The sequence below is a fragment of the Flammeovirga sp. MY04 genome, assembly GCF_001682195.2.
GTDB classification, from domain to species: domain Bacteria; phylum Bacteroidota; class Bacteroidia; order Cytophagales; family Flammeovirgaceae; genus Flammeovirga; species Flammeovirga yaeyamensis.
Map to the genome: position 1 here is coordinate 2,196,785 of NZ_CP003560.2, position 12,294 is coordinate 2,209,078.

At 33.2% G+C, this 12,294-nt stretch carries 12 protein-coding genes; 9 read left to right on the forward strand and 3 right to left on the reverse strand.

Annotated elements, in window-relative coordinates:
- Positions 1–267 precede the first annotated feature (267 nt).
- Positions 268–900 (forward strand): AlbA family DNA-binding domain-containing protein, encoded by a 633-nt coding sequence (locus tag MY04_RS08870; RefSeq protein WP_066208761.1) that lies wholly within the window; start codon positions 268–270, stop codon positions 898–900.
- Here the strand turns inward: MY04_RS08870 and yjjX are convergent.
- Complete coding sequence (gene yjjX, locus MY04_RS08875; protein WP_066208763.1) at positions 895–1,443, reverse strand: inosine/xanthosine triphosphatase; 549 nt, start codon at positions 1,441–1,443, stop codon at positions 895–897. The two genes, MY04_RS08870 and yjjX, sit on opposite strands and share 6 nt — an antisense overlap.
- A 130-nt stretch (positions 1,444–1,573) precedes the next feature.
- Here yjjX and recN point away from each other — a divergent pair, with 130 nt between their 5' ends.
- Positions 1,574–3,229 carry a DNA repair protein RecN gene (recN, locus tag MY04_RS08880; RefSeq protein WP_066208765.1) on the forward strand — a complete coding sequence of 552 codons (1,656 nt, stop codon included), beginning with the start codon at positions 1,574–1,576 and terminating at the stop codon, positions 3,227–3,229.
- Positions 3,230–3,243: 14 nt separating this feature from the next.
- Here recN and MY04_RS08885 read toward each other — a convergent pair whose 3' ends face one another.
- Positions 3,244–3,579: a hypothetical protein gene (locus MY04_RS08885; protein ID WP_066208767.1), complete on the reverse strand. Its 336-nt coding sequence runs from the start codon at positions 3,577–3,579 to the stop codon at positions 3,244–3,246.
- 348 nt (positions 3,580–3,927) lie between these two features.
- Between MY04_RS08885 and MY04_RS08890 the strand changes: the two genes are divergently transcribed.
- The 6 genes from MY04_RS08890 to MY04_RS08915 all read left to right on the forward strand — a co-directional run bounded on the left by MY04_RS08890 (position 3,928) and on the right by MY04_RS08915 (position 9,413).
- A complete protein-coding gene (locus MY04_RS08890; RefSeq protein ID WP_066208769.1) occupies positions 3,928–4,863 on the forward strand; it encodes a phosphoribosylaminoimidazolesuccinocarboxamide synthase in 936 nt (311 codons plus the stop codon).
- A gap of 63 nt (positions 4,864–4,926) precedes the next feature.
- Positions 4,927–5,304 (forward strand): STAS domain-containing protein, encoded by a 378-nt coding sequence (locus tag MY04_RS08895; protein WP_066208771.1) that lies wholly within the window; start codon positions 4,927–4,929, stop codon positions 5,302–5,304.
- Between the two features lie 103 nt (positions 5,305–5,407).
- Positions 5,408–6,325: a ribonuclease Z gene (locus MY04_RS08900; RefSeq protein ID WP_066208773.1), complete on the forward strand. Its 918-nt coding sequence runs from the start codon at positions 5,408–5,410 to the stop codon at positions 6,323–6,325.
- Between the two features lie 44 nt (positions 6,326–6,369).
- The gene (locus tag MY04_RS08905) at positions 6,370–6,927 is read left to right on the forward strand and encodes a DUF4178 domain-containing protein (protein ID WP_066208775.1); all 558 of its coding nucleotides are present in this window, start codon (positions 6,370–6,372) and stop codon (positions 6,925–6,927) included.
- A 51-nt stretch (positions 6,928–6,978) separates the two neighbouring features.
- Complete coding sequence (locus MY04_RS08910; protein ID WP_066208777.1) at positions 6,979–7,782, forward strand: hypothetical protein; 804 nt, start codon at positions 6,979–6,981, stop codon at positions 7,780–7,782.
- A 47-nt stretch (positions 7,783–7,829) separates the two neighbouring features.
- On the forward strand, positions 7,830–9,413 hold the full coding sequence (locus MY04_RS08915; RefSeq protein ID WP_066208778.1) for a polyamine aminopropyltransferase: 1,584 nt from the start codon (positions 7,830–7,832) through the stop codon (positions 9,411–9,413).
- On the opposite strand, the gene rmuC is transcribed toward MY04_RS08915, so the two are convergent.
- On the reverse strand, positions 9,405–10,949 hold the full coding sequence (gene rmuC / locus MY04_RS08920; protein ID WP_066208779.1) for a DNA recombination protein RmuC: 1,545 nt from the start codon (positions 10,947–10,949) through the stop codon (positions 9,405–9,407). The two genes, MY04_RS08915 and rmuC, sit on opposite strands and share 9 nt — an antisense overlap.
- A 296-nt stretch (positions 10,950–11,245) precedes the next feature.
- Here rmuC and MY04_RS08925 point away from each other — a divergent pair, with 296 nt between their 5' ends.
- Entirely contained in the window at positions 11,246–12,286 is a 1,041-nt protein-coding gene (locus MY04_RS08925) for a DUF481 domain-containing protein (RefSeq protein ID WP_066208780.1), read from the forward strand.
- The last annotated feature ends 8 nt before the right edge of the window (positions 12,287–12,294 follow it).

Sequence of the window (12,294 nt, forward strand, 5' to 3'; positions counted from 1 at the left end):
GTTTCTGTTTATTTATTGAAATAAGTTATTGATATATTTTGATTCATTAGGAGGTCGAAGTAAAATTCTTTGCTCTCTGTTTTCATCTAATGGCTTATTTTAAAACAACATGAAACTTCAGTTAATTTATAAACAATCAATACTTTAAGCTCCCCTTTCGATAGCAAAATCAAGATATTTTTGGTATATTTAAAGAAGCACAAAATTTAGACTGGGTAAGCGATTCAATTTCTAAATACGTGCAGCATAACTATAAAACTCAAAGTGATGAATCAATATCAATTACGACAGCTGATTAAAAAAGGCGAAAGTCGCAACTTAGAATTCAAGCAAAGAGTGACCAAGCCTGACCGTTTTGCAAAGACGGTTTCTTCCATCGCTAATACACAAGGAGGGATCCTTTTAGTGGGTGTAAACGATGACCATAGTATCAATGGCATTGACCCTTTCGAGGAACAATATGTGGCCGATGAGATTATCAAATACAATATTCACCCCCCACTTCATGTTAAATTTTCTACTATTGAGACGGATGACGGGTTGGTATTAATGCTCAAAATTCCTAATTCTGAGTTTAAACCACATCGTGCATTATCAAAAAAAGGAGAATGGCAAACTTATGTTCGCTTCAACGATAAAAGTGTTTTGATGTCAGAACGACAGGAGAAAATTCAGAAAAAAGGCATCACACAATCAATACGTCCTTTAAAAAGAAAATTATCCCGACAGGAGAAATCGTTATTAGTGTATTTATATGAGAATGAAAAAATCACATTAAAAAAATTCTGTCAGTTAGTGAATTTTTCGGAAAGAAGAGCCCGAAAAACAGTGAATGAGTTACTGTATTTCGGGCTTCTTCGTGAGCACACCTTCGAAAAGGCCGTGTTCTATTCTTTATAAGGCTTCTTTGTACATTTCCTTATTTATTAAAGGAATCATGGCCAAGACTAAAGCTTGCACATAATATTCCGTTCTTCCGACGGCACCAAAAGTGAGTGAACCTACCGCACCTCCTTTTTGTTTGGAACCATGTTCGTTAAACACCTTATCGTTAGCATAACCTAACTCGATTCCTTCCTCTACAAGTTGTTGTACTTTTGGAGGAAGGTAAAAAACACCTGTCATTCCTTTTCCAATATCACCATCTTTATCAATTACACACATCCAAGCAAAAGCAAACATCTTTCCTTCATCATCTTTATCGATGCCTCCTTCCATGCCTACCCAATAATCCGCATCAGTTGCTTTGGCTTTGGCATTTGTTGCTCTATTTAATGCTCCTTGCCATGTTTCTTCAGTTGACATTGGCTGATCAGAAACTCCAGAAGGCACATCTATCCCTTCCACCTCAAAATCTATTTTTGGTAATATTTTTTGCATTCCTTCCAGTGAAGCATTAATTTTTACTGGATTTTTTGATGCGACGACTATTTTTTTATTCATTTTTTAAACAATTCTATTAAATTTGGCAAAAGAAGATTTTTTTCTCATTTTTGAGACATCAAAAATATTATCTTTGAATACAAACGTAAAAAACTAGAAGAAACCTTCAAAACACTATATATTCCGCGTTATGTTAAAGAATCTATTGATAAAGAATTATGCACTTATTGAGCATACAGAAATTGATCCTGACAAAGGGCTGAACATTATCACTGGTGAAACTGGTGCTGGTAAATCTATTATGCTTGGAGCTTTAGGCCTACTAAAAGGTGGAAGAGCAGACAGCAAAGCACTATTTGATAATGAAAAGAAGTGTATTATCGAAGGTACATTTAATATTTCCTCTTATAAATTAAAAAGTACTTTTAAAGATCTTGAGCTAGATTATGAGAAAGTAACTATTCTAAGAAGAGAAATCACACCTAGTGGAAAATCAAGAGCGTTTATAAACGACACTCCTGTACGTTTGGATGTATTGAAGAAAATCAGCGAAAAGCTGATGGATATTCACTCTCAGCACGATACTTTGCAATTGGGCTCAAATATTTATCAATTAAACTTGGTAGATGCTTATGGTCAACTAGAGAAAAAAGTGGAGCATGTGTTTGTAGCTTATAAAGAATACAGAAAAACAGCACAGTCTTACCAACAACTTCTAGATGAATACAATCAGATTAAAGAAGAATTTGAATTCAATCAATTCCAATTAAAAGAGCTTGATGATGCCAATTTAGATGACATTGACCAAGCAGAATTGGAAATGGAATTGGAAAAATTAGAAAATGCAGAGAACATTAAAGTAGCTTTAAATACTGTTCTTGAAACATTAAGTAGATCTGATTTTTCTGCTGATACAAGTATCTATTCTTCAATTACAGATTTGAATGGGTTATCTGATTACTCTAAGAAATTATCAGAAATTCGAGATCGTTTAGATAGTTGTCATATAGAATTAAGAGATATCATCTCTGAAATCGAAACTGAAGAGGATGCTTTATTCTTCGATCAGGAAAGAATATTCATGATTAAAGAGACATTGGACACTGTTTATGCTTTACAACAAAAACACAGAGTACAAGACCTTGAGGAATTAATCGAAAAAAGAGAATCTATCCGTAGTAAAGTGGACAAAGTAGAAAGCTTTGACGAAGCTTTATTAGAAGCAGAAACAGAAAAGAAAGCAGCATACGAGGCTTTAATGGAAATTGCTGAGACATTATCAGAAGCTCGTAAAAATGCTATTGTTCCTCTATCTGAAGAATTAAATAAAACATTGGCTGATTTAGGAATGCCAAATGGACAAATTCAAATTGATCACCGTATAACTGAACCAACTGTTATTGGTATTGATGAGGTTGAAGTGCTATTTACAGCAAACAAAGGTCGTGCTCCACAGGCACTTCGTGAAGTAGCTTCTGGAGGTGAATTTTCTCGTTTAATGTTGGCTATTAAGTATATTCTAGCCAGTAAAACTTCTTTACCAACCATTATATTTGATGAAATCGATACAGGTATATCTGGAGAAATTGCCATCAAAGTAGGAAACATCATGGAAGAAATGGGAAAAAGCCATCAGGTATTTACTATTAGCCACCTACCACAGATTGCTGCGCTAGGCTCTAAACATTACTATGTATTTAAGGATCATGAGGGTGACGCTACAGTCAGTAAAATCAAAACGTTAGATCAGGAAGGGCGTATCAACGAGATCGCACAAATGATTGGGGGTGCTCAACCTTCAGAAGGTGCTATACAATCTGCAAAGGATCTTATCGGTATTAAATAATTTTTCTGAGAGCTCTAGAGGCAACCAACAAATTCTGTTTCACCGCTTCTAGGACTTTCTACTTTGAAGCTTAACATTTTATTATAAGCATCTATTTTTCCAGATAAGTGTTCATCAGCATCATCACAACACACCTCAAACACATCATTATTTACCTCCTTGGTTAGTAAGCACATTTCTCCACTACCACATCCATCCATGAATATCTCAAGATGAAGATTATTACTTTCATCAAATGTTAGAGAGGTTTGTGCCTCTACTTCATATTTAAAGTCGTCTACCACCTTAAAAAGTTTTCCAGTGTAGCGGCCTGCAACTTTACTTAATTCTTTGTGTTCTAGATTTAACATGAGAAAAAATATTTAATAATTACAATAGTTGTTATTGCAAAAAAATCACCCTATTGAATTGTTGTATTATTATCAGTTGATAATCGATGAACGTTTATCATTCTTTCCAAATATAAATTTTAAGTTCCAAACTTTCAATAAATTATTATATTTTTTCGTAGAAAAATTATAAGTGATAATTATAATAGGGGTAACATTAATCGCTGTATTTACATCTTAATTTACGCAGCTTAAATTTTTAAGATCGAAATTGTTACTTAAAAAAATTGTAATAAATGAAAGTTACTGTGTATGTTTGCAGCGAATTTTTATTCTAAACTTAGTTTTAGTACATCATTTTTATAAAACATGGACGCAATTAAGAGTACAACCCTTTCATTCGAAAACGCAACGGATGTCTATAAAGGTAAAGTAAGAGATGTTTATTTCTTCGATGAAAAAATCGCTATCGTCGCATCAGATAGAATTTCAGCTTTCGATGTAGTACTAGATAGAGCTATTCCTTACAAAGGACAAGTACTGAATCAAATTGCCGAAAAGTTTCTTAAACTTACTGGTGACATCGTACCTAATTGGCTAGAATCTGCTCCTCATCCGAACGTTCACATTGGTAAAAAATGCGATGCCTTTGCTGTTGAAATGGTAATTAGAGGATATTTAGCAGGTCATGCTTGGAGAGAATACAAAGCAGGAAAACGTATCTTGTGTGGTGTGACTCTTCCTGAAGGCTTAAAAGAAAATGACCGTCTTCCTAACCCTATCATCACTCCTACTACTAAAGCTAAAGAAGGACATGATGAAGATATCTCAAGAGAAGAAATCTTATCTCAAGGTATCGTAAGTGAGGAGGATTATCTAAAACTAGAAGAATATACGCAAGCACTTTTTGCAAAAGGACAAGAGTTTGCAAACGAAAGAGGTTTAATTCTAGTCGATACCAAATACGAATTCGGTAAATTTAATAACGAAATTTACCTCATCGACGAAGTACATACTCCAGACTCATCAAGATACTTCTATCAAGAAGGATATGAGGAAAGACAAAAAAATAATGAGCCACAAAAACAATTATCAAAAGAATTTGTAAGACAATGGCTTATTGAAAATGGCTTCCAAGGAAAAGATGGACAAAAACAGCCATTTATGTCAGAAGAGTTTGTAAATTCTGTTTCTGATAGATATATTGAACTTTACGAAAACATAACAGGCGAAACTTTTGAAAAAGCTTCTTATCATCACATTGAAGAAGAAATTTTCAATTCTATCAAAAATGAATTAGGATAAAATCAAGATCCTTGTATTTTTGCATTAAGAAACGTCTAAATTATAACAGACTATAAAGAAATTATGAGATTTTCAGTCAATAAAAGCGAAAAATATACTGTTTTAGTCCCTGAGGAAGAAAAACTAGATTCATTAAAAGCTCCGCAATTAAAAGCAGAGATCGTTACAATGTTCCAATCAGGTACTGAAAACTTAATTATCGATTTGAGCAGCGTAAAATACGTTGATTCTTCGGGATTAAGCTCAATCCTTGTTGCTAACAGATTGTCTACGGAAGTAAATGGTAAGTTAGTTTTAGCTGGATTGAACGAACACGTTATGAAACTTATTAAAATTTCTAAGTTAGAGTCAGTTCTTGAGCTTCACCCAACGGTACAAGAAGCAATTGAAGCGATTTTCTTACACGAAATTGAAAAAGATATTGAAGGTGAAGAAGACTAATAAGTCCACTCTTTAACTTTAAAATAATATAAAAAAGCTCGGATCTCAATTTTTGAGATCTGAGCTTTTATATCCTTAAAGCTTATCCCCATAGTCTTATCCCTTGTCATTCGAGATTACTATATTAGGTTCTAGTGCCGCAATTCCATCGAAAGGCCGACAAATGACTTCTCAGCATTTACGAATTGGTAACCAGCAGTTTTTAATTGATTGTGGTGAAGCAACACAACATCAGTTATTAAACTTTGGCATCAGTTTGCATAAAATTGAGCATATTTTTATCAGTCATTTACATGGCGATCATTTCTTTGGTTTACCAGGATTATTATCCACAATGCATCTGCAAAGACGTACAGAGCCTTTGTATATCCATGGCCCAAGAGGTTTAGACGAAGTTTTATTGGCCAGTTTCAAGCACTCAAAAACAGAATTAAACTACAAAGTTTTTCTATACGACAATCCTACAATGTTTTCAGAGGTGATCTTTGAAAATGAAAAAATTACTGTAGAAACTATTCCTTTGACTCATAGAGTCCCTTGTACAGGATTCCTATTCAGAGAGAAGAAAAAGCAATACCGAATTATTCCTGAAAAACTTCCATCTGGACTTCCTTTTGAAGTTTTTAGAGCTCTAAAACGTGGAGAAAATATTGAATTTAACGGAGATACTATTCGCTATGAAGATGTAACGTTACCTCCAAGAAAATCAAGATCATATGCGTTTTGTTCGGATACCAAATATTCTAAAAGTGTGATCTCTAAAGTCTATGGTGTAGACTTGCTTTATCATGAATCTACTTTTATGGATAGACATAAAGAAAGAGCGAATATCACCTATCATACCACAGCGAAACAAGCCGGTTCAGTAGCCAAAGAAGCCAAAGTAAAAGAACTTTTAATTGGTCATTTTTCGGCACGCTACGCTGACTTAACAGAACTTTTAGAAGAGGCACAAACAGAATTTAACAATACGCAACTCGCCATCGAAGGTCAGAAGTTTTCTATTGTGGAATCTGACTAATTAGTTGTATCTTTAAATTCAATAGATACAAAACACGATTTAATATGCCTTTTGGATTTTTCAAGAAAAAAAAGAAAGAGGAGCCTCATTACGATCCTACCAATATTACTATACGCGATTTACGTTTAGGGTATATATTTGATTATGAACTCCAAACATTTGAAGTTGTTGGAGAATATGAATATGATTGGGGAGATAATGATTTCTCTTGGGAATATAAAATTGAATCTGCTAAGGACACTTTTTATTTAAGTGTTGATGAAGAAGGGTCACTAACAGGCACCGTAAGTCAGAGCATTCTTTGGGGAAAATTACCTGATAATGTTGAAGAAGATATCTTAAAAAAAGGTAAACCACCAAGAACAATCCTATTTAATGGTAAAGAATTCTTTAGGGATGAAAAATCTGTAGGGTATTGGAGAGATGTTCATAGCATGTCTTCAGAAGAAAGCACTGAATATATGTGCTGGGATTACTACGATGAATCTGAAAAATTCACTCTCTGTATTGAACAATATCAAGATGAAGGCTTTTCAGCTTCTTTAGGAATTGTTGAGGATGCAAGTAAATTCACCAACATTTTACCAAACGTTAATGACTAAATTACGTAAACTTACATTATCATAGTGTCAAAAAAACAACGAATTAAATTCATGAAAAAATTAATAATAGCTTCACTAATTTCTCTATTATTTTATTCATGTACCTCTAACGAAAATCGATTTAGAAAGTCACCTGTAGATCAAATGATCATTGAAATGAGTGATTTAAACGATTTTACTATTATTCTTGAGGACATGGATGCAGAAGAGCATTTATTTACGCAGAATTTTTACCGTCATAAATATAAGGTAATTACTCTTGGTGCTGATAGTATTCCTCAGGTAAAGAAAACGGATTGGTACGACGTTTCTCAAGACTTCTTCCAACTACATTCTGGAGATATCGGAATGGAAATAGCTTCTAAAGTCGATGGTAAATTAAGTAAACAAGTATCACCTCCAGGTTATTCTGGTTATGTTGGAAATGAGAGATACGGACATTGGCAAAGAGATAATTCAGGCCAAAGTTTCTGGGTATTTTATGGACAATACGCTATGATGCGTTCTATCTTCAACATGGGATATTATGGACGAGTGTATAGATCAGGCTATTATGATTACACAAGTCATTATAGATCAGGAAGAAATTATTATGGAGGTTCAGTAGGTACACCAAAATACGGAACTTACTCAAGTGGTGCTCAAAAAGCAAACCCTACATTCTCTAACCGTATGAGCAGCAGTAGTGGTTTTAAAAATACTGTAAATAGAAGTGTAAGTCGTTCTCCTGCTCGTTACTCAGCTGGATCAAGAGCTTCATCAACATCATCTTCTTCGAGATCAAATAGTTCTTCTTCTAGATATGGAAGTGGATCCTCAAGTAGATCCCGATCTTATTCTCGTGGAGGCAAATAAAATATCAACTAAATTCACCCTCTTTTCGAAGAGGGTCTTTTTTTATAATGGCAAACATTCTTTCTAAATCAAACACTTTAAAACTAGCCCTTTTTGCGACGGGACTTTCTGGTATAGTAGCTGAGTATGTGTTATCCACTTTAGCTTCATATTTTTTAGGAAATTCAGTATTTCAATGGACCATGACCTTGTCGTTTATGCTATTTGCAATGGGGTTGGGTAGTCGATTCAGTAAATACATAGAAACTAATCTTTTAGAGAAATTTATTATTGTAGAATTCATACTATCACTATTAGTTTCATTTTCTTCTATTATTGCATATAGTATTAGTGCCTTTATCAGTTTTACTCCTAAATACACTATTTTCCCGTTACCATTGGATGGTGTTGTTATTTATACTACCAGTATTTGTATTGGTTTTTTAATTGGTTTAGAGATACCACTTGCCACTCGATTAAATGATCAATTTGAAGCTTTAAAGGTCAATATCTCCTCGGTGATGGAAAAAGATTACTTCGGTAGTTTATTTGGAGGTTTATTTTTTGCTTTTGTTGGTCTTCCCCTACTTGGCTTAACTTACACACCATTCGTTTTAGGTTTTGTGAATTTACTAGTTGCCATCTTACTCTTACGGAGATTAGATGATTTACTTGAACATAAATGGAACAAAATACTCAAAATTAGTAGTGTACTTGTTTTCGCAAGTATCGGTATCGGTATGTTCTTCTCCAATAATATTATCAATTATGGAGAACAGAAATTATATAAGGATAAAGTCGTTTTTCAAAAACAAACCCCTTACCAGAGGTTAGTAGTTACCCAATGGAAAGACGATTATTGGCTTTACATTAACGGCCATCTACAACTAAGTACTTTTGATGAATGGCTATACCATGAACCAATGGCTATACCAGCGATGAGCATCTCTCCTATTCCTCAAGACATATTAATTCTCGGTGGTGGTGATGGATGTTTAGTAAGGGAAGCATTAAAATTCCCTTCTGTCAAAAGTATTACTCTCGTTGATTTGGATCCTGAAATGACAAAATTAGCGAAAGAAAATCCCATCTTTAAAAAATTGAACGGGGGTTCTTTAGAAGACTCTAAAGTGAAAATCATTAATCAAGATGCTTTTCACTACTTAGAACAAGAAAAGCAGTTTTTTGATGTAGTCATGATGGATTTCCCTGATCCTAAATCCATAGAATTAGGAAGACTACAATCGTTAGAATCATTTAGAATGTGTAATAAATTATTAAGACCTCATGGCGTAATTGTCACACAAGCAGGCAGCCCTTACTATGCTTCTGAAGCTTTCTATTGTATAGAAAAAACTATGGGAGCAGCCGGTTTTAATACAATACCATTACATAATCAGATTCTGACTTTAGGAGAATGGGGTTGGATTCTTGGTAGCAAAAGCATGTCGCCTGATGAGATGAAAAGTAAAATTAGACATACTGATTTGAGTAATATCGAGACAAAGTGGATTAACAAAGAAGCTTTATATAGTATAACTTCGTTTGGAAAACCAATCTATGAATTTGATAGTACAAAAGTGGGCATTAATACTGTCCACAATCCTGTACTCCCCACTTATTATAGTCATGGTAATTGGGATTTATTCTAAGGAGTTATTATCACTTTCTAAGCTTTCTTCTACAAGATTTTGAGGTAAAGAGTTAGGTAATTTAATATTACCTTTCTCTTTCATATCATTTAGAAGCTTAATTAAATTCCCTTTTCCATTCGTTAACTGATTCATAGCTTTATCTACTTCTTCATTCGTAGAACTAATCTTCTTTTGCAAGCTTACAAGAGTCCCAACAAAAAGCCTTGCCTTATTATAAATTCCTGAAGCAAGTTTAATCACTTCATCAATATTTTTCTGTTGATGTTCATTTCTCCATAATTCTTCAATTACTTTTAAAGTAGACATCAAAGTCGTTGGCCCAACTATGACCACTTTTTTATTATAAGCATAATCCCATAATGAATCATCTTGTTGTAATGCAATTAAAAAGGCAGGTTCAATAGGAATAAACATCAACACATAATCCAAGCTTTTAATATCAGGTAAACTTTGGTAATCCCTTTCATTTAATTCATCAATATGAGACTTAATTGCCTTGATGTGTAACCCTACTTCAATTTGTTGCTGCTGTATGTCATCTGTGTTTACAAATCGATCGTAGGCATTAAGAGAAACTTTTGAATCAACGACTACTTGTTTATTCCCAGGATAATGTATCACAACATCAGGTCTTTGTTTTTGCCCATCCTCATTATCAAAAGATGGTTGAGTGAAATATTCAAATCCCTCTCTCAAACCTGATTTTCTGAGAACAGAATCTAAAATCACTTCTCCCCAATCACCTTGTTTTTTAGCATCACCTTTTAGTGCTTTGGTAAGATTTTTAGCTTCTTCAGAGATCTGAAGATTCATTTTTCTCAAGAGTTCGATTTCTGTTTTTAAAGCTTGTCTTTCATTCGACTCCTTTCCATAGCTATCCTCGACCTTCTTTTTAAAAGCATCAATTTGTTCTTTAAAAGGATTAAGGATAACGTTCATATTATCTTTATTCTGATCAATAAATTTATTCGACTTCTCCTCAAAAATTTTATTGGCTAGATTTTCAAACTCCAATTTAAACTTCTGATTTAATGTATTAATTTCTTCTTGATGTTCAGTAATCTTTAAATGTAGATGATCATTATGTGTTTTCAGTTCAACGTTATCTTGTAGCAATTGATCATTCGTCTGCATTAACTGCTGATTGGCTTGATGAAATTCCTGAAGTCTTTCATTAAGCAGTAATAATGCTTTTTGGTTTTTAGCATTTTCTTCAGATAAGACCTGATGTTTATTCTTATAAAAATGTTCTGATTGCTTCAGTTCACTCAAAGTATTTGATTCTTTTTCATACTTCGTTTGTACGACAGCTATATTCTTTTTTAAATCATTTATATTTTTTTCTAACTCCTTATTTAATGTAGTCAGATTTTGATTTTCAATCGCTCTTACTGATTGATTGGATTTTAGTTCCTCCCATTCCCAAATTACCTTACTGTATTTATTTTTTTGGATAAAAAAGGTAATTAGAACCGCTACTACACTCGTAATCAATACAATTACTGAGATCAGTATATAATTTAACTCGATCATATAATATTCTTAAAAATGATTACTAATTTAATACATTTTGATACTTTATTAAACAAAAGTTGAAATTTTTATCAAAATATTTCTTATATAAAAGGTGATTTTCTAATGTGTTCTTTCATTCATTAACTATCAAAACTCAAATAATTGTACTAATAAAACAATTTATAAGATTATACATGAAAAGGTGTTTATTTTCAAGTTCTTCTCTAGTAATCTTTTTTGTGGGTCATTATTGATTTCATATATTTATAATCAATATTGACCCGCAAAAACTAATTTATTTGTTATATCCTACCATGAAAAAAATAATTACCTTAATAGTATTTATGTTATCATCTTTTATCTCTTTTGCACAAGTTGATTCCTTGACGTTAAAAAATGGAGATATGATTGTCGGTGAAATTAAAAATATGGAAAAAGGAGTTATTCAAATTGAAACCCCTTATTCAGATTCTGACTTTAAAATTGAGTGGGATGGAATTAAAGAAATAAAAGGAGAAACTTATTTCCTAATTACAACCACCGAAGGTCAACGTTACAATGGTAGAATCAAATCCTTAAATGGTGATCAATTTGTATTAGAGACTGATGATCACGGGGAAGTAATGATTGCCCCTGATCATATCGTCAATCTATTATCAGTAAAATCCACATTTATAAGTAGGCTTTCAGCAAGTCTTGATGTTGGATATAGCTATACAAAAGCCAATAACCTTTCCCAATTTAACACCAATGGTTTTATAGGATATACTACTAATCGATGGGGATTTACTTTTAATATTGCAAGTTTGCGATCAACACAAGATGATGTTGCTGCTATTGAAAGAAATGAAGGTACGCTTACAGGCAACTATTATTTACCTCATGATTTTTATATCACTGCATCTGCCAGTTATTTAACCAATACAGAACAGTCCATCAATCTTCGTGTTATAGGATTAGGTGGTTTTGGTAAGTATGTACTTAGAACCAATTCTGCTTATTGGGGTTTCTCTACTGGAGCATCGTTTTTAAATGAAAGTTTTGATCCAGTTTTTAACGAAAGTGACTCCACATTTACTACTGCACCTACAAGGTCAGAAGCTGAATGGTATTTAGGTACAGAAATCAACCTATTCGATACGGGTGATTTATCTTTCCAAACTACAGCAAAAGGATTTAGAGCATTAAGTGATCAAGAAAGATGGCGTGCTGACGTTAACGCTAACCTAAAATATGATTTACCTTACGACTTCTATATCAAAGCTTCTTACAACTTAAACTACGATAGTCAACCTGCAGAAGCCGGTAAAGAAATAGATTACCAATACACACTAGGCTTTGGCTGGGAGTTATAGTTTATACT